The sequence below is a fragment of the Pseudomonas sp. C5pp genome (assembly GCF_000814065.1).
Lineage (GTDB): Bacteria > Pseudomonadota > Gammaproteobacteria > Pseudomonadales > Pseudomonadaceae > Aquipseudomonas > Aquipseudomonas asiatica.
Genome location: NZ_JWLN01000012.1, coordinates 59,375 through 82,618 on the forward strand (window position 1 = coordinate 59,375; position 23,244 = coordinate 82,618).

Sequence of the window (23,244 nt, forward strand, 5' to 3'; positions counted from 1 at the left end):
AACATTCAGACCTGCCGCGGCAGGGCTGGCGATTACTTCAGGCTGTCGACTACCGGCGGCCGGGGCCCCGCCGATGCCATCTCGTCAGATACATCCCCCTGTTCCCCTTGTAGTTCAAGGTTGTGACCGCTGCCTGGCAACACGGCCTGCAAGCGGGCGAAAACATCGTCGAGCAGCACCTGGCGGCGGCGGTACATTGCCCGTTTCTTCGCCGGAATATCCTGTTCCGCCCGCTGTACCGCAGCCAGCGGAAGGGCGAAGAAGTCAGCATGGTTCGATGCGGTAGCGCCGTGCTCCAGCCAGATCACATCATAATTGGCCGCCAGGTCGTGGCCTTTGTCGTTGCCAAAATACGCGTGCCGATGGTGGCGGCAGGCGTCACTGACGGCATACAGGTGCGCCACGCCCAGGGTCCTGGCCAGGCACTTCAATGCCTCGATCAGCAGGCTGCGCGGGCGCAACCCTTCGAAGTCCTTGGTCAGGTCGCGGTAGATGGCCAGTGAAGTTTCGCTGTCGATCCCCTTGTGGATGCCCTGCACGGCACCGATGAACAGGCAAAGCTCGCCCTGGCTGCGGCACAGGCTGAACGCCAGGGATGCCACGCGCAAGTCGCTCTGGAACAGGTTCAATACCAACTCGCCTTCGCGCTTGAACCAGATCGGCCGGTCCAAAACCAGACGACAACCCGGCGAATGGCTGGACAGCTCGCACAACGTCAGGCTTTCGTCCCGCCCCAGCAGCAACAGCGCCGGAAACTGCCCGGCCAGCACTTCGAAGTGCGAAGCCACCACCTCCAGGCGCTGCGGGGCTTCCCAGCATTTGCTGAGGTAAGGCCACTGCACGACACCGATGCAATCCACCCCTAGCCGCTGCAAGCCTTGCTGGCCCAGCGCCGCCGTCATGCGCTGCAGGAAGGCATTCAGTTCAGGCCATTGCCTGGCAATCTGCAGCGCCAACCTGCACTTGTTGTTCAGCGCCCGCAACGAGTAGCCCGGTTGCAAGGTAAACACGCTTTTGACGATCGTGCCGAGCATCATGGGCCTCTCTCACTTGTACTCGATCAACGTCGATTTGCCGGCCGCGATGCGGTGGCGCAGGAACTTCAGTTGCCCGAGCATTTCCGGGAACTTGCCCAATACCAGAAACACCGCCTGTAGCCAGTTCTCCCTCACCGACTTGCCACCACGGCGGGCCAGGCGTACGGCCTGCAGCGGGTAGACCGCCAGCAAGAGCAGGCCCCAGCCGCCCAGCAGCAGGCAGGCCAGCACGATTGCCACGGGGATGCCCAGACCCCACAGCCAAGCGCGGCGCGATTCGCGCAACCAGTGCCGCTCGGGCGGCTGACCATGCAGGTAAGCCCCTTCGGCATAGGCGTGGCCAGCGCGCAGACTACGCCGCCACCACTGGCTGAAACGGGTCATGCCGGCGTCGTGCAGGGTCATCTCGGCGTCCAGGCGCCAGACTTTCCAGCCCTTAGCCCGCAGGCGCACGCACAGCTCGGGCTCCTCTCCGGCAATCAGCTCGGGGCGAAAGCCGCCGACGGCGGCAAAGGCATCTGCTCGCATCAGGGCATCGCCACCACACGCCTTGGCCTCGCCAATGGGGGTGTCCCACTCCAGGTCGCACAACAGGTTGTACACCGACCGCTGGGGGAAGCGCTCGCGTCGGCGGCCACACACCACGGCCACGTCGGGGTGGTCGTCGAGAAACGCCTGCGCCGTGGCCAGCCAGCCGCCATCCACCTCGCAATCGCCATCGACGAACTGCACCCGTTGCAGCGACGGCAACCGCCGTTGCAAGGCGAAAAAGCCTTCGTTGCGCGCGCGTGCCGCAGTGAACGGGGTGTCCATGTCCAGCGCCAATACCTCTACCCCCAAGCTGCGGGCCAAGTGCGGTGAACCATCGGTAGAGCCGGAGTCGACGTACATGATCTTGTCCGTACCCTGTAGCAGCGAACGCAGGCAACGCTCCAGGCGCAGGCCTTCGTTGCGGCCAATCACCACCACACCGATGCCGCTCGCCATGGGCCTCACTCGACGGGCGCCGTGGCGGCCGGTTGCCTGGCCTTGATGATGGCCGGCACCCCCACCGCCAGCGAATTGTCCGGCACATCCACCAGCACCACGGCGTTGGCACCGATGATCACGTCGTTGCCGATACGGATGCTACCCAGCACCTTGGCCCCGGTGCCGATATCGACGTTGTTGCCGAACACTGGTGCAATCGGCTCATCGACGTTCTTCAGGCCCACCACTACCCCGTTGCGGATGCGGCAGTCATCGCCAAACCGGGCATAGCCGCTGACTACGATGCCGCCAAAATGGTCGATGACGAAGTTGCGGCCGATCACCACCTCGCACGGCAGCTCCACACCCGTGATGATCTGCACGAACTTGAACAGGACCTTGTAGATGAGCGAAAACAGTTTTCGCAGCAGTGCCGGGCGCACCCCATAGCGCCAGCGGCCGAAGCGGTACACCAGCAATACCCAGAAGCCCTGGGCGCCCCAGTCGCCACCATGGGCACGCAGGTCGGCACGTATATTCTCGAACATGGCTCCACCTACCTTGTCGGTTGGCTGGCGTACCGGGTCTTGAACAACAGAGACCAGGTCGCCCGGCAGTGACGCCAGCAGGCCTGTATTGCGCCCCGACCGCGTCGTTTCAACAGCGCCTTGAGTGCCAGTACCAGGTCGCCCAAGGTGACCAGCAGCATGTGCAGGGCAAGGCCCGCCAGCCCATGATGCTTGCGGAAGTACAGCAGCTCGCTTTCGATCTGGTATGACGAGATCTGCCGGCTGGCCGCCTCCAGTTCGGCCACCGATCTGGAGCTTTCCCCTCCGATGTGCACCACCGTGGTATGCGGGTAGAACACCACCTTCCAGCCTGCAGCCTTCACCCGCTTGCAGTGGTCGACCTCCTCGTAATAAAGAAAGTAGCGCGGGTCGAACAGGCCCACCTGGTCGAGCACTTCGCGGCGCACCAGGTAGAAGCAGCCAGGCAGCCAGTCGCACTCGCGGACCGAAGCGTGGTCCCAATCCATTTCGTCGACCATTTTCAAACCCGGGAAGAAACGCCCCAACCCGGTACGCCCGACGAACACGTTGAACGGCGTGGGGAAGTAGCGGCAACTGGGCTGCAGGGCGCCGTCGCGTCCCTCCAGGCGTACCCCCAGCACACCGCACTCCGGGTGGGCTTCCATGTAGTCGAGGGTTTTCTGCAGTGAATCGGCGGCGACAAAGGCGTCGGTGTTCAGCAGCAAGGCGTACTTGCCCTTCAGGTGCGCCAGCAACTGGTTGTTGGCCCGGCCGAACCCCACGTTCTGCTTGTTGCTCAGCAGCAGCGCCTGCGGGCATACCTCGGCCATGCGCTGCAGCGAGTCATCGGCCGAGGCATTGTCCACCACAAGGTAGCTGGCCAGCCGTTCGCTGTCGGCCCGACGCAGTGCATCGAACATCGGCTGCAGCAGCCCGGCCGTGTTGAAATTGACCACCATGACGTCCACAGGTTTGCTAGCCATTGTTGCCGTCCCCGAAGAAATACTGGCGCCTTTGCGCCATCAGCTGCGGCTCCAGTTGCGGGTCGTAGGCTCCATTGCGCTGCTTGACCAGGTCGATCCATGGGTAGGCTTCGCAACGTGCCTCAACCCGCTTGATCAACGCCTCGGTGGTGCATATGAACTCTGCAGGGTTGCCACCGAACACCGTGCCCGGCGGCACATCCTTGGTCACCACGGCACCGGCGGCCACGATCGACTCAGGCCCGATGGTGACGCGAGGCATGACGATTGCACCGTGGCCGATGAAGCAGTTGTCCTTGATGTCGATGAAACCGACCGAATCCAGGTGCTTGCCGAAGCGATGTTCGATCAGCAATACCACCCCGTCATGACCGATCAGGGTGCAGTCGGACAGCCCCACACTGTTGCCGATGCGAACCAGCGAAGGGTCGAGGAACTTGCAGCCTGTATTGACATAGAAGTTGCTGCCTACCGAGTGGAAGTTGCCCCAGCGGGCAAGGTAGGCCCCCCACTCAAGCCCCGACGGCTTGCAGAACCTCCTGTAGAAGGAGCTTCCTCGCCCCGTTGCATGGACATAGTGCGCCACTGCCTTGCGTATCCATCCCTTCATTCTGCCAGCCTCGCAATCAAAGCCATCTGGACTGTCCCTGAGGCGCATCCGGTCTCGTTCTTGTGGGTGCTGACCGTCGCGCACTCAACCCGTTTACAACATGCATTACCCCACCGCGTCGCTGGCCGCGCTCAGCCTGGCATCGAGGTGGTCGGCCAGGCGTACCGCAAACTGCAGCAGCGGCATGGTCGGATTGCAAGCGCCGCCCGTGGCAAAGATGCTGCTGCCGGCGACATAAAGATTTTCGGTACCGAACACCTTGCAGTTGGTATCGACAACACCAAACTGCGCCGAAGACGCCATGCGCGTGGTACCCATGTGATGGGCATGTGGCGACAACTTCAGCGGTATCGAGGTGTCGTAAACGAAGTCATTGAGCTTGATGTAGCCCAGGTCCATGGCAGCCCACTGCTTGGCCAGCTCGCTTCCGATGCACTTGATGGTGTGCCGGTCATCAGCGGTCAGGGCCCAGTTGATATTGACCTTGGCCACGCCCAGTGCGTCCTTCTCCTCCAGCAGCGAAACGCGGCTGTGCAGGTTGGGAAACTGCTCGATCATGGTGCTGATGACGCCATCACCGGGGCAGTTGAACTTGGCCACGAAGGCGATCTTGCTGGCTACTCCCATGTCGCAGGCCAGGTTCTCCAGAAAATGCTTCACCTCGGCAGTACGACCATAGGTTTGCACATCAGCCAGCAAGGCAGCCCTGACGTTGCCCTTGCCTGCCTTGTACTCCTCAACGAAAGCATCGGTGGTGTAGTACTCACGCGGGTCAGGGGCCAGCCTCGAATTGAGGATGAAGGTGCCAAGATCAATGTTCAGATGCTCCATGAAGCACCCGCCGACCAGCCCGTCCTTGCTCACGATCCCCGCCGCCGCCAACGACTCGCTGTTGAGCAGTTGCCGGGCATTCTCGATGGCACCTGTAGCGAGTACGAAGTTTCTTGCAACCAGGCGCTGGCGATTGCACTCGTAATCGGAAAGCACGACTGCAGCCAGGTGACCGGAGGCCTGGTCGAACTCCAGGTTCACGCAATTGCAGTTGATGAATACATCCAGGCCCTGGGTCTGCTCCAGGGCCGTGGCGTACTTCTGCGCAAAGCGCGTTGGCGGGCTGAGCAGAAAGCGGTCCGGTTCGAAGTCACCGCCGTCGAGGCCATCATTCAACGCGTGAAAGTCCGCCCCTGGCGGCAGGTCGACGATATCCATGGCAGCAGGCAGGTAGCCTGCGATCTCCGAATAAGGAATGGGCCAGCCAGGCAAGTCGCCAATGGGGGGAACTGCGAAGTCCGAGGGGCTGAACGGCCGGCAGCGGCCGGCCCAATGGTTGGATGTGCCGCCCAGGTAACGCAGGCGAGCTTCCCCGGCATACAGCTCCAGGCCAGTGGATGCACAGGCGTACAAGGCTTGCGAGTTCGCCGAGTACTCGCGCCCGCCACCTTCGGCAAGCAGGACGCTCCAGCCGGCGGCGGCCAGGCGCAGGCCCAGGGTGATACCGGCCGGGCCGGCGCCGATGATGCAGACATCGTAACTGTCGCGCAGCGCCTTCTGCTGCTGATAGTCCCTGATCATGCGTGCTCGTTCCGGAAGTAACGGGACGGCAGTACCCAGCCGTTGATCACCACGAACCCAGGCTTGCCAGCAGGTTGGCTGGCGACGGCTGGCGTAGCAGCGAACACCACACCACCTACACCCAGCAAGACACAACTCTGGAGAAACCCCCTACGACCCAATTGCGCAGTACAAAACGTAAGTTTCCCCATGATCCAATGACCTGCACCTTAGAAAGTTTCACCCGACAAGCCGAATTACAGCCAGTTGAAAAAGGCTGTCAGCAGCGCCCCGCAAAGCGCCCCGACCAGTAGCATCGGCAGTACCACCAGCTCACGCCTCAGGCTGAACATATCCAGCTTGCGATTCACGTACACGATCAACACAAGGGTTGGCACGGTATGCAGGGCAACCCCCCAGATCGCCCAGTCAACGCCACCGATCGCCAGCAACAGTGGCAGCCCCCCCCACAACGAGACCAGGCGGATGATGTTATCCATGGCCTGGTACCTGGTCAGGCCCAGGGCAATCCACACCTGATGAGCCAAGGTATAGCGCAATGTGAGGAACGACAGCGAAAGAATGGCCATCATCGGGCCAGCTTCACGGTAGCGATCGTCGTACAGCCAACCGATCAGCAACGGGCTGGCGGTCAGGAAGCCGCCACAGATGAACAGCACCAGCAGGTCGACCAGCAGGCGGAAGCGGTAATACAGCGCCTTGAGGCGCTCCTTGTCATCGGCCCGTGCCGCTTCGCTGAAGGCGGGCAGCGCCACCGCGCCGAAAACCTTCATCAGCGCGGTCTGCACGGCACCCAGGATCAACACGGCAATCGAATACACACCCAGTTGTGCCGCCGTCATGCTGGCGCCAAACCACATGCGGTCACCGTACATGGCCAGCACGCCGACCATCGACGACAACAGGATCCAGCGGCCGAACACGATCAGTTCGGTCAGCGCGCTGCGGTCCCACTGCAGGCGGTTGTCATGCCCCTCCAGGGCGGTGTGACCGAGCAGGGTCCAGGCCCCGGCAGACACCAGGCCGGCGATCACCAGTGCCCACACTGAATGGGTCAGGTAGCCCAGCACCAGCATCACCACCAGGCCGACCGCCTGCGAGGCCAGGTCCACCAGCACCACGCGCTTCTGTTGGAAAGTCCGTACCGCGACATCTATCTTGGTGGACTGAAAGCCCCAGATCACCGCCGACAGCCCGGTTGCCGCCAGCACCATCGGCAACACCGGTGCGGCATAGGTGGAGTCCGCCGGCCACAGCTCGGCGAGCTGGGCGAACCAGGCCCCCAAGGCCAGCAGCAAGGTCAGGGCGAACAGCACGAAGCCGCGGATGATCTGCACGGTCCATGCAGTATTGAGAAAATCCGGGTCGTCACCGCGATGGCTCTGGATGATGTTCTGCCGCAGGCCGACATCGGACAGTAGATGCAGGAGTACCGAAACGGTGGTGGCGATGACCATCACCCCGAACATTTCCGGCAGCAGCAAGCGGGCCATGATCAGGTTGCCGCCAAGGCGCATCACCTGTGACGCCACTTGTGCAACCAGGTTCCATGACCCGGCCCTCAGGGCCCGCTTGCGCAGGCTCGCGGTGGCAGACACATCAATCGACGGCATGAGAGCAATCTCTGACTGACTGGCTAAAAGGTCACTATAGTTTCAATCAGCCACGACGCTAGCCGTTGCCCACCGATGCAAAGGTGCACATAGCCAATGCCTGAACATTTTCGTGCGTTGATCGTCATCCTTTTTCTGGCGAGCGTGGTCTTCCTGCTGGCGCGGCGGCCTGCCACCGACCTGATTCCGCTGAGCGACTTCAAGCGCCGACGCAACCTGTGGTTCCTGCTTACCCTGCTGGCCTTCTTCTCGCACAGCTTCTGGCTGTACCTGGGTGCTGGCGCCGTCATCCTGTACATCGCCGGGCGCCGCGAACACAACCCCATGGCGCTGTTCTACATGCTGCTGTTCCTGATCCCGCCGGCTTCGGTGCAGGTGCCCGGGTTTGGCGTGGTCAATTACCTGGTAGACATCAATCATATCCGCCTGCTGGCCCTGTGCGTGCTGTTGCCGGCGGCGCTGGCCCTGCGCCGGCAAGGCGACACCCTGCGCTTCGGCCGCACCTGGCCCGACAGGCTGTTGGCGGCCGGCCTGCTGCTGATGAGCGTGCTGTACCTGCGCGAGACCACCCTGACCGACACCCTGCGCCAGACGCTGTACCTGTTTGTCGACGTGTTACTGCCGTATTACGTGGCCAGCCGTGGCCTGCGCCAGATCAGCGATTTCAAGGACACCCTGCTGGCCTTCGTGCTTGCCTCATTCGTTCTGGCCCTGATCGGCGTGGCCGAGTACGTGCGCCACTGGCTGCTGTACAGTGCCCTGGTCGACGCCATGGGCGTGCCGTGGAGCATGTCCGGCTACCTGAGCCGTGGCGGTTCGCTGCGCGCCAGCGTCACCACCGGGCAGGCGATTGCCTTGGGCTATGTGATGAGCGTGGCCATCGGCCTGTTCCTGTTCGTCCAGGGTTACGTGCGCCGCCCCCTGCAGCGGGCCCTGGGCGCCCTGCTGCTGGCCGCAGGGCTGTTCGCGCCACTGTCCCGCGGCCCGTGGATCGGTGCCGTGGTCATCGTGGTGGTGTTCATCGCCCTGGGCAAAGGTGCGGTCAGGCGCCTGGCGCTGCTCGCTGCGGCCGGCATGCTGGCCCTGCCCTTGCTGACCATCGTGCCCGGTGGCGACAAGGTACTGGACATGCTGCCGTTCATTGGCAACCTCGAGAAAGAGAACATCACTTACCGCGAACGGCTGATGGACAACTCGTGGATCGTCATCCAGCGCAACCCACTGTTCGGCTCGTTCGACTTCCGCAACACCCCGGAAATGCAATCGATGATCCAGGGTGACGGCATCATCGACATCGTCAACACCTATATAAACCTGGCACTGCGGGTCGGGCTGGTCGGGCTGGGCCTGTTCGTGGCGTTCTTCGCTGCCGTACTGCACGGTATCCGCAAGGCCATGCGCAGTTTCCCCGACAAGGACGACGAGCGACGCCAGCTCGGCCGGGCATTGCTGGCGACACTGATCGGCATCCTGGTGATCATCTTCACCGTCAGCAGCATCACCTTCATCCCGGTGGTGTACTGGACTGTCGCCGGACTGGGCGTGGCCTATGTCCAGATGGTTCGCAAGCTGCACAACAGCCAGGCCATCGCGCTGGCCGACCCCGCCCTTCAACCCAGGTGACACCTATGAACCTGCTCCCCCTGCGCCGCTGGGGTTTTCAAACCCTGCTGCGGGTTTCGGCCATCGCCGGGCTGGCCTCACTGCCGCTCGCCGGCTGGGCCTCAGCGTGGCAAGTCAGTGTCGATGAACAGAACGGCCTGCCCTTGGTGACCCGCGGTGGTGGGCCAGTGATGAAAGCCAAGTTCGACTTCTGGGCGGCCAACTGGAGCTGGACCGGTTTTTCCACCACGTTCAAGGTAGTTGGCCCCGACCACTACATGCTGCAGGGCAAGAACAAGGAACTGGACTTCGATCTGGCGGCGGATATCCGCAAGGAGCAGGCGCAAACCCTGGGCTGGGCCTTCGACCTCGAGGCCCACAGCCGCCAGGCCGGAGTAATGGGCGGTGGCATGGTGTTCGAGTTTGACCCTGCGCAAATCGCCGGGGGCATGGGTGCACCGCAGCTGCTGCCCGGCAACCGCGGCTGGTCATGGGGCAAGGCTGACCAGGGCCGACGCATCGAAATGCGCTTCGACCCGCCGCTGGCCAAGGTGTATTTCGAGCGCGGCAACCCGTCCGAACTGCGTGCGTTCATTTACAGCGACCCGATCAACGCTGGTCGGCAGCAGATCAAGGCGGTGCTGAACATCACCGGCGACATCGACCTGGGGCCCACGCCCAGCGAACGCTTCGGCCTGGCCGACCCCGCCGGTTGGCCCGACGACCAACTGGACTGGCGCACCTCGCCCGTGGACCTGTCATTCCTCAACGCCCCGGAAAAGCCTGCCGGCAAGCATGGCTTCGTCAAGGCTGTCGGCGAGCAGCTGATGTTCGAAAACAACACCCCAGTGCGCTTCTGGGGCACCAACCTGTCCGCCTATTCGCTGTTCAAGAGCCCCGACGAAGAAATCCGCCAACAGGCCAAGCGCCTGTCGGCACTGGGGTTCAACCTGGTGCGTTTGCATCACCACGACTCGCCCTGGGTCAGCCCGAACGTGTTCGGCGACGGCACCCTGGTGCGCGATACCCAGCAGCTCAGTGCCGAATCGCTGCGCAAGCTCGACTTGTGGATCAAGGCGCTCAAGGACGAGGGCATCTATATCTGGCTGGACCTTCACGTGCAGCGGGCGCTTACTGCCAATGACAATATCGATGACTTCAAGGAGCTGGCCAAGGGTGAGAGCCATGTCGACCTGAAGGGTTACGCCTATGTGAACCGAAGCATCCAACAGGCGATGAAACGCTTTGCCGAGCAGTACCTGACTCATGTGAATGAATACACCGGCCTGGCTTACAAGGACGACCCCGCCATCGCTGCCGTGCTGCTCACCAATGAGAACGACCTCACCCAGCATTACGGTAACGCCCTGATGCCGAACAAGGACGTGCCGCGCCATAGCGAGCGCTACATGGAAGCGGCCAAAGCCTTCGCCAAACAATATGACCTGCCCACCGACCTCACCTGGCGCGCCTGGGAGCATGGCCCTTCGAAGCTGTTTCTCAACGACCTGGAACAGCGCTTCAACACCGACATGATCACTCACCTGCGCGGCCTCGGCGTGAAAGTGCCGATCGCCACCACCAGTACCTGGGGCGGCAATGGCCTGAGCGCGCTGCCGGCACTGACCACAGGCGATGTCATCGATGCCCATGGCTACGGTGCCAATGGCCAACTGGAGAAGAACCCGTTGACCAGCGACGGCGTGATCGACTGGCTCGCTGCCGCCCAGGTAGTCGGCAAGCCGCTGACTGTCACCGAGTGGAACGCCGAACCCTTCCCGCTGCCCGACCGCCACTCGCTGCCGCTGTACGTGGCCGGCACCGCCGCCCACCAGGGCTGGGACGCCATGATGCAGTACGCTTACAGCCAGCAGGCCTTCAACCCTGGCTGGCGCACGGCGGATAACTGGCACGCGTACAACGACCCGGCGATGATCGCCACCCTGCCCGCTGCCGCCCTGCTCTATCGCCGTGCGGATGTGAAACCGGCCACTACCCGATACGTGTTCGCGCCGACGCCCGCCACCCTGTACAACCAGGAGATCACCCCGCGCAACTCGCCACTGCTGCGCACGGCCATGGAAAAGGGCCAACTGCAGATCGCCCTGCCACAGACACCGGAGTTACCCTGGCTGAAACCCGCCGCCATCCCTGCCGGTGCTCAGGTACTGCAGGACCCGGAGCAGTCCTTGCTGCCGGCCGACGCCACGGAAGCGGTCAGCGATACGGGCGAACTCAAGCGCAACTGGCAACAGGGCATCTATACCATCGATACACCGCTGACCCAGGCCGCCACCGGATGGCTGGGAGGTCGCTTGATCAGCCTGGGCGCCATCCAGGTGCAAGCACGAACGCCGTACGCCAGCGTCGTGGTGCAAAGCCTGGACGGCAACCCTCTGGGCCAGTCGCGTGAACTGCTGCTGTCGCTGGGTACCCGGGCCGTGCCGAAGGCCGATGACAAGACACCGTTCAACGTAGAGCCGTTTGCCGGCACCTTGAACATCAAGGCGCCTGCTGGCCTGAAGCTGTTCGCCCGGGATGCACAGGCCCAGTTGAAACCCTTGCCGATGGCTTACCAGGATGGACGCTACAGCATCACGTTCGACGGCAAGTACATGTCCAACTGGCTGTTCTTGAAATAGGGCATATGGCCATCTACCCTCACAACAGTCCTGTAGCTGAAAAGCGCAGCTGTACAACAGCAGAGTCCAGGAGGCATGGATGAAGTTTCTGGTTGTCGGTGGCGCAGGCTACATTGGCTCGCACATGGTCAAGCACCTGCTCGGTACGGGCCATGAGGTGGTGGTGGCGGACCTCGTCTCGCCCGGCCCCGGCGTCCAGTGGGCGAAACTGGACATCGCCGACGAGCCCGCCCTGGATGTGCTGTTCGGTGTTTGCCGCTTCGATGCCGTGTTCCACTTTGCCTCGTTCATCCAGGTGGGCGAGTCGGTCAGCGTGCCCGGCAAGTACTACCAGAACAATGTCGCGGCCACCCTTTCCCTCCTGCAGGCCATGGTGAATGCCGGTATCAGGCACCTGGTTTTTTCTTCCAGCGCAGCCGTCTACGGCAACCCGCAGTACGTGCCGATCGACGAAGCGCATGCCAAGGGGCCGATCAACCCGTATGGGTTGAGCAAATGGATGGTCGAGCAGATTCTCGAGGACTTCGACCGGGCCTATGGCTTGAAGTCGGTATGCCTGCGTTACTTCAACGCAGCGGGTGCAGACCCGGAGGGCCAGCTGGGAGAGCGTCATGACCCCGAAACCCACCTGATCCCGCTGATCCTGCAGGCCGCTTCGGGCCGGCGTGATGCAGTAACGGTGTTTGGCCGCGACTACGACACGCCGGATGGCACCTGCATACGCGACTATGTGCATGTGGCCGACCTGGCGGCGGCTCATGCACTGGCGGTGGATTACCTGCTGGCGGGTGGCGAGCGAACCGCGTTCAACCTGGGCAACGGGCTGGGCTTTTCGGTGCAGCAGGTGATCGATACGGCCCGGGCGGTGACTGGCCGGCAGATCCGTACCCTCGACGCACCCCGCCGCCCCGGCGACCCGCCCCGGTTGGTGGCGGATGCTGGCAAGGCCATGCACATGCTGGGCTGGCGGCCGGAGTTTGCCACGCTGGAGTCGATTGTGCGGCATGCGTGGCAGTGGGAGTTGCAGTACCCCTGGGCTCGCTACCCCACCCGCTGAAAGAGTGCGCCATACCTGTGGCAGCGGGCGCGACCGCGAACACCGGCGCAGCCGGTGCCATCCACCGCGTCGCCTGCTTCGCGGGTAAACCCGCTCCCACAGAGCCCCCACCAGCTGAAGGAATGTGCTGTACCTGTGGGAGCGGGCGCGCCCGCGAACACCGGCGCAGCCGGTGCCATCCACCGCGTCGCCTGCTTCGCGGGCATGCCCGCTCCCACAGGAAACCCCGTCAACTGAGGGTATGCGCTGTACCTGTAGGAGCGGCCTTGTGTCGCGATGGGCTGCGAAGCAGCCCCAGAATACCGAGACTCAATAATAGGTTCGAGGCTGCTCGTCAGCTTTGTTCAATACCGTTCCCACCAGGTTCACCCTTGCCAGGTGATGCAGGCAATCCTCGATCTCCTTCCTGTTGTTCATACCGTTGGCCACCACCAGCAGCACACAGTCGAACTTGGGTATCACGGTGATCGCATCGTCAGAACTGAGCAATGGCGGCAAATCGAAAATGCAGATGCGCGACTCGTAGCGGTTGCGTAGTTCGCTGATCAGGTTGCTCACTTTGGGCGACGACAGCATTTCGGTGGACAACGGCACCGGCACCCGCGTGGGCAGCACCACGAACCGAGGCAAGGTCGGGTTGACCAGACAGTCCTGCAACTCGGCCTTGTCCGTCAGAAACTCGTTCAACGCCTGGTCCATGGGCAGGCCCAAGCTGCTGCCGACCTTGGGTCGACGCAGGTCGAAGTCCACCAGCAAAGCGGTCTTGGTGGTGTGGTGGGCGATGCTCATGGCCAGGTTGATCGCCAGCACCGTCTTGCCCGCTTCAGGGGTTGGCGAGGTGATGGCCAGGGTTCGCCAGCCATTCTCGTCCATGGTCCTGAGCACTTGCGTGCGCAGCAGGTCGATCGGCCCGTTCATGTTGGAGTTCTTGTTGTAGGCGACGATACGGTGACGCTCCAGGTGCTCCGCGCGCAGCGGCACCACCTTGGTGTTCACGTAATCGAACTGGCCAGGCACTTCCGCCAGTGCCGTACCAGGGGCGGGTGACAAGGCCTGCGGGGTACCCGGGGTAACCTGGTGAAGATTATTGCCGACAGCCTGCTTGGTCCTGTCCATCACTGCTTCCCTATGCAAACCGAGACATGACTTTGAACAACAGCACATCCAGTGGCATGTAGAACACGTGCACCAGCACTACCATGATAGCCGCCAGCGCCAGTGCCGCCACGATCAGCCAGTTGCGCCAACGCTTGCGCCTGGCCACATCGGCCTTGGTATCGATGTATGGCAGCGCCACCAGCACCCGCCTGCCCAGCAGGTTCTCCAGTGCACCGACGCCGCGAATGCGCTGGTTGAACATCTCCAGCACCATCACCAGCGCACCGCCACCTGCCGGTGCCAGCACCAGGCCCAGCGCAGCGATCTTCTTGCGGTTGGGCTTGATCGGTTTCTCGGGCATCAGTGGTGGCTCAAGCAGTACAAAGCGCTCGGCCTTGTTCTCCTGCTCCAGGCTTTCGGTAATCTTCGCGCCCATTTCCTTGGCGCGGATTTCCTCGTACTTCTTGCGCGCGTTGTCGTGGTCACGCATCAAGGTCACCAGGCCACGCTCGACCTGCGGCGCCTCGAGGATCTCGGCCTCGTAGCCTTCCATCTTGCGGGTCAACTCGCGCTTTTGCTCGGCCAGCGAAGCAATGCGCTCCTGTGTCGCGCTCATCTTGGCGCGCACGCGGGCGACATCGAGGCCGACCGTGGAGGCCGCCGCCGTGCGATTGCCACTGGCTTCGAGCGCCTGGATCCTGCGCTTGACCGCCACCACATCGGGGTGGGCTTCCTTGTAGCGGCTCAGCAGCCGGGCATATTCGGCCTTCAGGCTGGGCAGGTCCTGGGGCTGCTCGGCACCGGCCGCCCTGGGGCCTTCGCCGGCCTTGGTTGCCAGCCCGGCATTGGCCGCGGACAGTTCCAGCTCAAGGTAACGCAGTTCTTCCTGGGCGGCCTTGTAATCACGGTCGACCTCGCGGAACTCCAGCTCCGACCGTGACAGCATGTTCATGCGCAAGGTCTGGTGCTCGGGCAAGGCGTTGGCGTGGGCCTGCTTGAAATCCGCCAGCTGGTTTTCCAGGTTGGCCAGTTCGGCACCCAGTTTGTTCGCCTCCTGGGTGAGGAACTCGGTGGTTTCGTTGGCCCGCTCGGTACGCTGCTTGAGGTTCTCGTTGAGGAACAGCGTCACCAACTCGTCGGCGACGTCCTTGGCCACCTCGGGCTGCTTGTGCTCGAAGGACACATTGAACGCCACGGTCGCTTCACCCCGCCCGCGCACGTATGTGGTAAGGGTTTCGACGACGATGGCGCTGCGCATGTGGTCGATCTTGTCGCTATCGCTGAAGCGCTTGTCGGGAAACAGGTTGTACTTGTCGATGATGCGCAGCAGGTTCTCGCGGGTCATCACCCGCTGGCGAATCACTTCGATGCGTTCATCGGCAAAGCTGGTGTTGTTGGTCGACACCAGCTCAGGGGAAATCTGCTGCGACTCCACCAGGATGGTGCCGGTCGATTGGTAGATCGGCGGCACCATCACCGCGACTGCGACGGTCGCGGCCAGGATGACTACGATGCTCACCCCCAATAACAGGGCCCTGTCCTTGATTATGGCAATGTAATCTCTGAGGGAGAGCTCGTAGTCAGACTTCATGGGGCCACCTGCCTGAAGTTCAGATGTCGGGGTACCTGTACGTCAACGTCAAACCCACGATCGTAGCGTTCGCATCGGCTTCGTTATCCTGCTGCCGTTCCTTGTACATCAGCGACAGGCGCAGGTCCCAGTACGGCGAAAACTCGCGGCTGGCCCACACGCTGTAAGTCTGCAGGGTGTTTGGGGTCTGCCCTTTGCTGTCTTGCCAGGCAGCGTCCGCGCCCACCCGGGTCAATTCGCTGACGGCGTAACTCCACACACCGCGCACCTGGTCCAGCTCGGCGAAGCCGCCTTCGGCGCTGGCTACCGTGCTGCGTTCGGCGGTGAAGCTGGCGACGGCGCGCGCAGCGGTGTACAGCAGCGCAACCCCACCCTCCCCGCGTCGGCCACCTTCGTCACCGGAAACCTCGGTGACACCCACATGCGCATCGGCGCTGAGGCTTTCGGAAAACTGGTACTTGACCCCGACCGCGGGGCTGTAGCTGTTGGAAGCCGTCGCCGTCTGATCCTCCTCGGGCTCATAACGCCGGGCACCAAAGCGGCTGTACAGATCGGCCCGCTCGCTCCAGGCGTAGGTCCAGGTGAACACGTTGCCCAGTTCTTCGTAACCCGTCAGCGTACTGATGTCATAACGGGCACGGTTGTACGTGGTTTCGTTGCTCAAGGTGCTACGCTCGGTAACCGCCTGGCTCCAGTTGCCGGTCAGCGTATACAGCTTTTGCGTGCCATCGGTGGTGACCACACCGGTATCCAGCACCGTTCCCGACAGCGTCGAACTTTCGTTGTAACGCGCCAGCAGGCCAAACCGCCCGCGCTCGGTCTGACGCTGCCAGCCCAGGCTCACGTCAGGGTCCTCACGGTTGTCGACCACCGCCGTGTCGGACGAGCGCAATACATTCATGCCCAGCCCCAACCTCAGTTCGTCACGGTCGAAGGTACCGATCAGGGTGTAATCCGGCGCGATGATCGTGCGCGTTATGCCCTTTTCACCCGACGACAGCAGCAAGGGGTTGCTGTCATGTTCGACGGATGTCGGTACCACTACCGTAGACTGCCAATTTGCTGCCAAGACCGTGTTCGTAAACGGCAACACCAAGATTGCCGTTGCAATACTAGTTGTTCTGAGAAGAGGCATTAAGTGTTCTTATTAAAGGCATGATCAAGGGACGACCAGCGTATCGCCAGCCTGAAGTTGGATGTTGGTGGACATATCCCGGCCAGACACCAGGTCTCTATATCGCACGGGCAGGATTTTTTGGGAAGCGCCAGTGCCGCGCACCACTTTGATTTCGCTTTCATCTGCAAACTTGTCCAGGCCGCCGGACATGCTCAGGGCCTGCAACACTGCGGTAGGGCCAGCCATCTGTACCGGCCCGGGCTTGATCACTTTGCCTTGTACATAGACCAGGTTGCCGGCGATGCTCTTGACGACAACGCTGACGTTCGGGTCGGGGAGGAATTTCTCGAGTTTGGCAGCCACTTGTTTTTCAACGGTCGTCACATCCAGCCCGGCAACATCGATGCGACCTGCCAGGGGGAACGTGATACTGCCATCGGGAAGTACGGTGGCTTCCTGGCGCAGGCTATCTTCCTGCCACACTGAAACCATCACCACATCGCCGGGGCTGAGCAGGTAGGTAGCACTGCTCGGGTCGGCCTTACCGGCACCAGACCACACCATCAGCATGCAGAACGCGGCAAACATTGAACGCACCATGAGGGTCCCTCCGGCCGAAAAAGGCCCGACAAAGAGCACTGAATGAGAACAGCACACCAACTCTCGCTCCGCTTCGCGGCATACGCCAACCGCGATGACCTCGATCTTTACGAGGCCTTGCCTTGACGCTGTGCAGCCTGGGCTTTGCTGCCTGCAACCGTGGACCTGCACGGGCTACTGGCAATATAGCAACGGCTGGGGAATTGACAAGCTAGGCCCCGGGCCGCTGGCGTCAAGGGTAGAACCCAGGCTGGCGGATTCAGATCTTTCTCCTGTTGGCGACAGCTACAAAGCCAACGACAGCAAATGCAAAGAACCACCCTGCCGTTGATACAGGGACGATACTGTTCTGATTGATATACATATCCGCCGCACGCGCTGCGCCACTTAACAGCGCCAGCAAAGACATCGATTTGATAATCAGAGCCGTGCGCATACGCCCCTCCTGAAGAGGAAAATCAACTGTTTGTTGGCGAGGTGTTCGGGAGTTGTTTCACCGTTGAGATGAGCTTATGAACACAATGACATTGCGTCAACGATTCGACACTATAATAAAATTCAATGGGCGCCGGACAATATAGTCAAAATATCGACGCGCAAATTGAGCACAGGGCGCTGCTTGGGTGGCGCCATAGTTTCATCGCTGAGAAAGGCAAGGCCGTGGGGCGGTTTGGCGCCCCGGCATGTTATTCGTCTGCGTGATGCACCACGACCAGCAACTGCGCCGGCAGCGGCCCGACCGACCTTAGCCGGTGTGGTGTCTGGGCATTGAAATGCAGGGCATCGCCTTGCTCCAGCAGTACCCGCTCGCTCATGAAGTCCACTTCCACCTGGCCGGCGTGGACGAACAGGAATTCTTCGCCCAGGTGCTCCTTGAACGTAGGGTCGCTGAACTCGGTCGGCGGCTGGATCAGGAACGGCAGCAGGCTGCGCTGCCCGACCTGGCTGGTGAGGGCCGAGTAACCCGGCCCTGCCCCGTCACCCACCAATGCCTGGCGCTCGCCATGGCGTACCAGGCTGTAGCGGTTCTGGCCGGTCTGCTCTTCGGCGAACAGTTCTTCGACATTGACATTCAGTGCCCGCGCCAGCTTCAGCGCGGCGGCGATCGAGGGGGTGTTCAGGCCACGTTCGACCTTGGACAGGTAGCTCTTGGTCATGCCGGTCTTGTCGGCCAGCAGCTCCAGGGTCATCCCCAGTTTCTTTCGCAGCAGTTTCAATCGGATAGACATGTGACGCGGATTTCCCAGGCGAAGGCAGCCCGGCCATCATACGTGGACTGCCAGGGAAATGCTGGGGCTGCTGTGCAGCCCCCGACTTTACGGCATCACCGGCGGCACGTACTGCAACGTCGTACCCAATGCCCACAGCAACACCAGCACCAGCGGCACGTGCACCAGCAACTGCACGAACGAGAAGCCGATCAGGTCGCGAGCCTTGAGCCCCAGTACCCCCAGCAGCGGCAGCATGTAGAACGGGTTGATCAGGTTCGGCAAGGCTTCGGCGGCGTTGTAGATCTGCACTGCCCAGCCCAGGTGGTACTGCAGGTCATTGGCCACCAGCATCACGTACGGGGCCTCGATGATCCACTTGCCACCACCCGATGGGATGAAGAAGCCCAGCACCGCCGAGTAGACGCCCATCAGCACGGCATAGGTGTCATGCGTGGCGATCTGGGTGAAGAACAGTGAAATGTGGTGGGCCAAAGTCTGCTCGTCGACGCCCTTCACCTGGGTGAGAATGGCAGCGATCGAACCATACAGCGGGAACTGGATCAGCACCCCGGTGGTGGTCGGAACCGCACGCGCCACCGCATCGAGGAAGCTGCGCGGGCGCCAGTGCAGCAAGGCACCGAGCATGATGAACAACAGGTTGTAGGTGTTCAGCCCGGAAATGGCGGTAATCGCCGGTTTGGTGGCGAACTCCTGGTACAGCCAGCCGGCGGCCAGGGCCACCAGCAACAGGATCAGGATGGGGCTGTGTTCCAGCCACTCGCCCGGGCGGGTGCGCTGGGGTGCCGGTGGCGCGGTGAAGCTGGGGTCGACCCCGCAGTCCTGGGCGCTGCGCGCGCTGTTCGGGCCCGGCGCCGTGGCGTAGGCGATCACCAGCGAGACCACTACCAATGCCGCCAGCATCACGCCGGACTGCCAGAGGAAGATGGTTTCGGTGAACGGGATCACCCCGGTAATCGACAGGATCGACGGTGGCAGGCTGGCCGGGTTGGCCTGCAGTTGCGCCGCCGACGAAGACAGGCCCAGCGCCCACACGGCGCCCAGGCCCAGGTAGGCGGCGGCGCCGGCGGCGCGGTAGTCCATCTTCAGTTCGGTGCGTCGGGCCAGGGCGCGCACCAGCAGGCCGCCGAACACCAGCGACAGGCCCCAGTTGAGCAGCGATGCCAGCATCGAGATCAGCGCCACCCAGCACACGGCCGAACGGCCATTGCCGGGGATGCGCGCCAGGCGGTCGATCAGGCGCGCGGCGGGCGGCGAGCTGGCCACCACATAGCCGCCGATGACCACGAAGGCCATCTGCATGGTGAAGGGGATCAGGCTCCAGAAGCCATCGCCAAAGGCCTTGGCAGTGTCGGTCGGCTTGGCGCCCATGGCCAGGGCGCCGATGCACACCAGCAGTACTGCCAGGGCGGCAAACACCCAGGAATCGGGGAACCAGCGTTCGGCCCAGTTGGAGCAGCGCAAGGCAAAGCGCGCGGAACGGCTGTCTTGGATTTCAGCGGCCACAGTTCAATTCCTTTTATTGGTTTTATGAGGTAAAGCAGTATTGCCAGACAACGCAAAAACCCTGTGGGAGCGGGCGTGCCCGCGAATGCGTCGGTAAATTCACCGCAGCATTCGCGGGCACGCCCGCTCCCACAGGGTAGGATCACATGATGCGTTAGAAGGTCATTTCCTTCACATCATCCGGCACGATCAGCTTGCCGGCGGTTTTCTCGATGATTTCCTCGATGCTCACCCCAGGCGCGGTCTCGCGCAGGATGAAGGCGCCGTCTTCGATTTCCAGGTAGGCCAGGTCGGTCAGCACCTTGCGAATGCAGCCAGCACCGGTCAATGGCAGGCTGCACTGCGGCAGCAGCTTGGACTCGCCGTCCTTGGAAGCGTGGGTCATGGTGACGATGATGTTCTCGGCACCGGCCACCAGGTCCATGGCGCCGCCCATGCCCTTCACCAGCTTGCCCGGGATCATCCACGAAGCGATGTTGCCTTGCACATCCACTTCGAAAGCGCCGAGCACCGTCAGGTCGACGTGGCCGCCACGGATCATGGCGAACGACTGCGCCGAATCGAAGATCGAGGCACCGCGGCGGGCGGTGACGGTCTGCTTGCCGGCGTTGATCATGTCGGCATCGATGGTGCCTTCGGTGGGGAATTCGCCCATGCCGAGCAGGCCGTTTTCCGATTGCAGCATCACATCCATGTCGGCGGGTACGTAGTTGGCCACCAGGGTCGGAATGCCGATGCCCAGGTTTACGTAGTAGCCGTCCTTCAGTTCACGGGCGACGCGTTGCGCCATCTGTTCGCGGGTCAGTGCCATGGTCAGGATCTCTTTGTTGTTCTGGTGGATGGCGCTCAGGCCTTGACGGTGCGCTTTTCGATACGCTTTTCGAAGGTGCCGACGATGACGCGGTCCACGTAGATGCCCGGGGTGTGGATCTCGCTGGGCAGCAGCACGCCAGGTTCGACGATCTCTTCCACTTCGACCACGGTGATCTTGCCGGCGGTGGCCGCCAGCGGGTTGAAGTTTTGCGCGGTGTTGCGGTACACCACGTTGCCGTAGTGGTCGGCCTTCCAGCCCTTGACGATGGCGAAGTCGCCGGTGATGGATTCTTCGAGGATGTACTTGCGGCCGTTGAATTCGCGCACTTCCTTGCCGTCGGCAACCGGGGTGCCGTAGCCGGTGGCGGTGTAGAAGGCCGGGATGCCGGCGCCACCGGCGCGCATTTTCTCGGCGAGAGTGCCTTGCGGGGTCAGTTCCACTTCCAGCTCGCCGCTCAGCAGCTGGCGTTCGAACTCGGCGTTCTCGCCTACGTAGGAAGCGACCATCTTGCGGATCTGCCGGTCTTCCAGCAGCACGCCCAGGCCAAAGCCGTCGACACCGCAGTTGTTGGAGACTACGGTCAGGCCCTTGACGCCACGGCGCTTGATTTCGCTGATAAGGTTTTCAGGGATACCGCACAGGCCGAAACCACCAGCCAGTACCGTCATGTTGTCGGTCAGGCCTTCGAGGGCCTGTTCATAGGTTGCAACGCGCTTGTCCAGTCCGGCCATGCTGATCCGCCTTTTGTAGTTGTTGAACCGACGAGGCTGTCGGTGAGCGTGTGGGGACATCTTCACCGCAAGCGACTGATTTGTTAATTTTGTTTTCATCATCGATTGATAACTTTTGCAAAACAACCAACAGGCCTGTCATGAACGTCAAGCAACTGCGCGCCTTTGTCGCTGTGGCCAAGTACCAGAGCTTCGCCCAGGCCGGTGAACACCTGCATGTCTCGCAACCGGCACTGAGCCTGACCATCAAGGCCCTGGAAGAAAACCTTGGCGGCGCCCTGCTCAGCCGCACCACGCGCAGCGTCAGCCTGACTGCCGAGGGCGAGGTGCTGCTGCCGCTGGCACGGCGCCTGCTGGCCGACTGGGACGACACCGAAGAAATGCTGCGCCAGCGTTTCACCCTGCAACTGGGCCGGGTTTCGGTGGCGGCCATGCCGGCCTTTGCCGGCAACCTGCTGCCCCACTCGCTGAAGGTATTTCGCCAGCGTTACCCGAAGGTCAACGTCACGGTGCACGATGTGATCAACGAACAGGTGCAGGAACTGGTGCGCCATCGCCGCGTCGAACTGGGCATCGGCTTCGAACCGGATAACATCGATGGCCTGGATTTCCACCCGTTGTACATGGACCGTTTCGTCGCCGTGGTGCCCGCCGATTCGCCCTTGGCGCAGCTGCCCCAGGTCAGCTGGGCACAATTGCTGGCCGAAGACTTCGTGGCCCTGCAACGCCCTTCGGCGGTGCGCCTGCTGATGGAGCAGAACGTGGCCGCCCGCCACGGCAAACTCGCGGTGGCTTTCGAGAGCCATCAGTTGTCTACCGTCGGGCGCATGGTCGCCAGTGGGCTGGGGGTCAGTGCCGTGCCGGCACTTTGCATCAATCAGATGCAGGAGCTTGGCGCCCGCTGCGTGCCCTTGGTCGAGCCCACGGTCGAGCGCCGCATCGGTGTGATTGCTCTTAGCGAACACAAGCTTTCCACGGCAGCGCAAGCGCTGCTCGAGGTACTGCTTTCCAATACCCGCATCCCGGAGGTGAAATGCGTTACGTGAAACTGGCAGGTTCGAGCGTTCCGGCCATCGGCCAGGGCACCTGGTACATGGGTGAAGATCCTGCTCGCAAGGCGGCCGAGGTGGCGGCCCTGCAACAGGGTATCGAACTTGGGCTGAGCCTGATCGATACCGCCGAGATGTATGCCGAAGGTGGCGCGGAAGAAGTGGTTGGCCAGGCCATTGCCGGGCGCCGCGACCAGGTGTTCCTGGTCAGCAAGGTGTATCCGCACAATGCCAGCCTGCGCGCCATGGCCGCCGCCTGCGAACGCAGCCTCACCCGCCTGGGCACCGACTGCATCGACCTGTACCTGCTGCACTGGCGCGGCCAGCACCCACTGGAAGAAACCGTCGAAGCGTTCGAGCGCTTGCGCGAGCAAGGCAAGATCAAGCGCTGGGGTGTTTCCAATTTCGATGTCGACGACCTGCGCGAACTGCACAACCCCGATTGCGCCACCAACCAGGTGCTGTACAACCCGGCCCAGCGTGGCATCGAGTTCGACCTGTTGCCGTGGTGCGAAAAGCGTGCGCTGCCGACCATGGCCTACTGCCCGCTGGCCCAGGCCGGGCGCCTGCTGCAGCACCCGGTGCTGGCGGAAATCGCCGAGCACCATGGGGCCACGGTGGCCCAGGTCAGCCTGGCGTGGGTGACACGCAATGACGGGGTGATAGCCATCCCCAAGGCCGTGACGCCCGAGCATGTGCGGTTGAATGCCGCTGCGGGTGCGCTGACCCTGACCGGCGAAGACCTGCGGGCGATCGACCGGGCGTTCCCGGCACCGACGCGCAAGCAGCGGTTGGCGATGGTGTAGCGAAGAGAACTGAATTCGCAAGCAATCCTCGTACCCTGTGGGAGCGGCTTTAGCCGCGAAGAATTCAACGCGGTGCATGGCACCGGCT

22 protein-coding genes are annotated in these 23,244 nt (G+C 62.4%); 5 read left to right on the top strand and 17 right to left on the bottom strand.

Annotated elements, in window-relative coordinates:
* Positions 1-32: 32 nt before the first annotated feature.
* The 8 genes from RR51_RS12055 to RR51_RS12090 all read right to left on the bottom strand — a co-directional run bounded on the left by RR51_RS12055 (position 33) and on the right by RR51_RS12090 (position 7,314).
* Positions 33-1,037, bottom strand: a complete 1,005-nt coding sequence (locus tag RR51_RS12055; RefSeq protein WP_039613632.1) for a VirK/YbjX family protein — start codon at positions 1,035-1,037, stop codon at positions 33-35.
* A 9-nt stretch (positions 1,038-1,046) separates the two neighbouring features.
* The gene (locus tag RR51_RS12060) at positions 1,047-2,024 is read right to left on the bottom strand and encodes a glycosyltransferase family 2 protein (protein WP_039613633.1); all 978 of its coding nucleotides are present in this window, start codon (positions 2,022-2,024) and stop codon (positions 1,047-1,049) included.
* A 5-nt stretch (positions 2,025-2,029) separates the two neighbouring features.
* Positions 2,030-2,554 (bottom strand): serine O-acetyltransferase, encoded by a 525-nt coding sequence (locus RR51_RS12065; protein ID WP_013972705.1) that lies wholly within the window; start codon positions 2,552-2,554, stop codon positions 2,030-2,032.
* 8 nt (positions 2,555-2,562) lie between these two features.
* Positions 2,563-3,519 carry a glycosyltransferase family 2 protein gene (locus RR51_RS12070; RefSeq protein ID WP_039613634.1) on the bottom strand — a complete coding sequence of 319 codons (957 nt, stop codon included), beginning with the start codon at positions 3,517-3,519 and terminating at the stop codon, positions 2,563-2,565.
* Positions 3,512-4,129: an acyltransferase gene (locus RR51_RS12075; RefSeq protein ID WP_024087161.1), complete on the bottom strand. Its 618-nt coding sequence runs from the start codon at positions 4,127-4,129 to the stop codon at positions 3,512-3,514. Before RR51_RS12075 ends, RR51_RS12070 begins: the two co-directional genes overlap by 8 nt.
* Positions 4,130-4,234: 105 nt before the next feature.
* Complete coding sequence (locus RR51_RS12080; RefSeq protein ID WP_039613635.1) at positions 4,235-5,701, bottom strand: FAD-dependent oxidoreductase; 1,467 nt, start codon at positions 5,699-5,701, stop codon at positions 4,235-4,237.
* On the bottom strand, positions 5,698-5,829 hold the full coding sequence (locus RR51_RS31765; RefSeq protein ID WP_259367280.1) for a hypothetical protein: 132 nt from the start codon (positions 5,827-5,829) through the stop codon (positions 5,698-5,700). The genes RR51_RS12080 and RR51_RS31765 overlap by 4 nt, the downstream gene beginning before the upstream one ends.
* A gap of 108 nt (positions 5,830-5,937) precedes the next feature.
* Positions 5,938-7,314: an oligosaccharide flippase family protein gene (locus tag RR51_RS12090; protein ID WP_039613637.1), complete on the bottom strand. Its 1,377-nt coding sequence runs from the start codon at positions 7,312-7,314 to the stop codon at positions 5,938-5,940.
* A gap of 96 nt (positions 7,315-7,410) precedes the next feature.
* Here RR51_RS12090 and RR51_RS12095 point away from each other — a divergent pair, with 96 nt between their 5' ends.
* The 3 genes from RR51_RS12095 (at position 7,411) to galE (ending at position 12,615) form a co-directional block, all read left to right on the top strand.
* Positions 7,411-8,937 (top strand): O-antigen ligase family protein, encoded by a 1,527-nt coding sequence (locus RR51_RS12095; protein WP_039613638.1) that lies wholly within the window; start codon positions 7,411-7,413, stop codon positions 8,935-8,937.
* Between the two features lie 5 nt (positions 8,938-8,942).
* On the top strand, positions 8,943-11,558 hold the full coding sequence (locus RR51_RS12100; RefSeq protein WP_039613639.1) for a cellulase family glycosylhydrolase: 2,616 nt from the start codon (positions 8,943-8,945) through the stop codon (positions 11,556-11,558).
* Between the two features lie 79 nt (positions 11,559-11,637).
* Complete coding sequence (gene galE, locus RR51_RS12105) at positions 11,638-12,615, top strand: UDP-glucose 4-epimerase GalE (protein WP_013972713.1); 978 nt, start codon at positions 11,638-11,640, stop codon at positions 12,613-12,615.
* Positions 12,616-12,924: 309 nt separating this feature from the next.
* On the opposite strand, the gene RR51_RS12110 is transcribed toward galE, so the two are convergent.
* From RR51_RS12110 to RR51_RS12145, 9 genes are all read right to left on the bottom strand, one after another.
* Positions 12,925-13,731, bottom strand: a complete 807-nt coding sequence (locus tag RR51_RS12110) for a CpsD/CapB family tyrosine-protein kinase (protein ID WP_013972714.1) — start codon at positions 13,729-13,731, stop codon at positions 12,925-12,927.
* Positions 13,732-13,741: 10 nt separating this feature from the next.
* The gene (locus RR51_RS12115; RefSeq protein ID WP_039613640.1) at positions 13,742-15,304 is read right to left on the bottom strand and encodes a GumC family protein; all 1,563 of its coding nucleotides are present in this window, start codon (positions 15,302-15,304) and stop codon (positions 13,742-13,744) included.
* Positions 15,305-15,323: 19 nt separating this feature from the next.
* Positions 15,324-16,439, bottom strand: coding sequence for a hypothetical protein (locus RR51_RS12120; protein ID WP_039613641.1), 1,116 nt, complete (start codon positions 16,437-16,439; stop codon positions 15,324-15,326).
* Positions 16,440-16,463: 24 nt separating this feature from the next.
* Positions 16,464-17,021, bottom strand: coding sequence for a polysaccharide biosynthesis/export family protein (locus RR51_RS12125; protein WP_015270418.1), 558 nt, complete (start codon positions 17,019-17,021; stop codon positions 16,464-16,466).
* Positions 17,022-17,280: 259 nt separating this feature from the next.
* On the bottom strand, positions 17,281-17,457 hold the full coding sequence (gene eppA / locus RR51_RS31205) for an EPS-associated small membrane protein EppA (protein ID WP_013972718.1): 177 nt from the start codon (positions 17,455-17,457) through the stop codon (positions 17,281-17,283).
* Between the two features lie 250 nt (positions 17,458-17,707).
* Positions 17,708-18,250 carry a helix-turn-helix domain-containing protein gene (locus tag RR51_RS12130; protein WP_039613642.1) on the bottom strand — a complete coding sequence of 181 codons (543 nt, stop codon included), beginning with the start codon at positions 18,248-18,250 and terminating at the stop codon, positions 17,708-17,710.
* 87 nt (positions 18,251-18,337) lie between these two features.
* Entirely contained in the window at positions 18,338-19,756 is a 1,419-nt protein-coding gene (locus tag RR51_RS12135; protein WP_039613643.1) for a short-chain fatty acid transporter, read from the bottom strand.
* Between the two features lie 154 nt (positions 19,757-19,910).
* A complete protein-coding gene (locus RR51_RS12140; protein ID WP_003260585.1) occupies positions 19,911-20,567 on the bottom strand; it encodes a CoA transferase subunit B in 657 nt (218 codons plus the stop codon).
* A gap of 35 nt (positions 20,568-20,602) precedes the next feature.
* Positions 20,603-21,301 (bottom strand): CoA transferase subunit A, encoded by a 699-nt coding sequence (locus RR51_RS12145; RefSeq protein ID WP_015270421.1) that lies wholly within the window; start codon positions 21,299-21,301, stop codon positions 20,603-20,605.
* Between the two features lie 140 nt (positions 21,302-21,441).
* Between RR51_RS12145 and RR51_RS12150 the strand changes: the two genes are divergently transcribed.
* Positions 21,442-22,347, top strand: a complete 906-nt coding sequence (locus RR51_RS12150) for a LysR family transcriptional regulator (RefSeq protein ID WP_039613644.1) — start codon at positions 21,442-21,444, stop codon at positions 22,345-22,347.
* The gene (locus RR51_RS12155; RefSeq protein ID WP_039613645.1) at positions 22,335-23,156 is read left to right on the top strand and encodes an aldo/keto reductase; all 822 of its coding nucleotides are present in this window, start codon (positions 22,335-22,337) and stop codon (positions 23,154-23,156) included. The genes RR51_RS12150 and RR51_RS12155 overlap by 13 nt, the downstream gene beginning before the upstream one ends.
* Positions 23,157-23,244: the final 88 nt, after the last annotated feature.

Excerpts from the sequence above, each read along its gene's own strand:
- RR51_RS12095 (WP_039613638.1), top strand. The coding sequence starts at position 7,411 with ATGCCTGAACATTTTCGTGCGTTGATCGTCATCCTTTTTCTGGCGAGC.
- RR51_RS12115 (WP_039613640.1), bottom strand. The coding sequence starts at position 15,304 with ATGAAGTCTGACTACGAGCTCTCCCTCAGAGATTACATTGCCATAATC.
- RR51_RS12110 (WP_013972714.1), bottom strand. The coding sequence starts at position 13,731 with ATGGACAGGACCAAGCAGGCTGTCGGCAATAATCTTCACCAGGTTACC.
- RR51_RS12090 (WP_039613637.1), bottom strand. The coding sequence starts at position 7,314 with ATGCCGTCGATTGATGTGTCTGCCACCGCGAGCCTGCGCAAGCGGGCC.
- RR51_RS12070 (WP_039613634.1), bottom strand. The coding sequence starts at position 3,519 with ATGGCTAGCAAACCTGTGGACGTCATGGTGGTCAATTTCAACACGGCC.
- RR51_RS12060 (WP_039613633.1), bottom strand. The coding sequence starts at position 2,024 with ATGGCGAGCGGCATCGGTGTGGTGGTGATTGGCCGCAACGAAGGCCTG.
- galE (WP_013972713.1), top strand. The coding sequence starts at position 11,638 with ATGAAGTTTCTGGTTGTCGGTGGCGCAGGCTACATTGGCTCGCACATG.
- RR51_RS12080 (WP_039613635.1), bottom strand. The coding sequence starts at position 5,701 with ATGATCAGGGACTATCAGCAGCAGAAGGCGCTGCGCGACAGTTACGAT.
- RR51_RS12075 (WP_024087161.1), bottom strand. The coding sequence starts at position 4,129 with ATGAAGGGATGGATACGCAAGGCAGTGGCGCACTATGTCCATGCAACG.
- RR51_RS12100 (WP_039613639.1), top strand. The coding sequence starts at position 8,943 with ATGAACCTGCTCCCCCTGCGCCGCTGGGGTTTTCAAACCCTGCTGCGG.
- RR51_RS12145 (WP_015270421.1), bottom strand. The coding sequence starts at position 21,301 with ATGGCCGGACTGGACAAGCGCGTTGCAACCTATGAACAGGCCCTCGAA.
- eppA (WP_013972718.1), bottom strand. The coding sequence starts at position 17,457 with ATGCGCACGGCTCTGATTATCAAATCGATGTCTTTGCTGGCGCTGTTA.
- RR51_RS12125 (WP_015270418.1), bottom strand. The coding sequence starts at position 17,021 with ATGGTGCGTTCAATGTTTGCCGCGTTCTGCATGCTGATGGTGTGGTCT.
- RR51_RS12055 (WP_039613632.1), bottom strand. The coding sequence starts at position 1,037 with ATGATGCTCGGCACGATCGTCAAAAGCGTGTTTACCTTGCAACCGGGC.
- RR51_RS12155 (WP_039613645.1), top strand. The coding sequence starts at position 22,335 with ATGCGTTACGTGAAACTGGCAGGTTCGAGCGTTCCGGCCATCGGCCAG.
- RR51_RS12130 (WP_039613642.1), bottom strand. The coding sequence starts at position 18,250 with ATGTCTATCCGATTGAAACTGCTGCGAAAGAAACTGGGGATGACCCTG.
- RR51_RS12150 (WP_039613644.1), top strand. The coding sequence starts at position 21,442 with ATGAACGTCAAGCAACTGCGCGCCTTTGTCGCTGTGGCCAAGTACCAG.
- RR51_RS12065 (WP_013972705.1), bottom strand. The coding sequence starts at position 2,554 with ATGTTCGAGAATATACGTGCCGACCTGCGTGCCCATGGTGGCGACTGG.
- RR51_RS12120 (WP_039613641.1), bottom strand. The coding sequence starts at position 16,439 with ATGCCTCTTCTCAGAACAACTAGTATTGCAACGGCAATCTTGGTGTTG.
- RR51_RS12140 (WP_003260585.1), bottom strand. The coding sequence starts at position 20,567 with ATGGCACTGACCCGCGAACAGATGGCGCAACGCGTCGCCCGTGAACTG.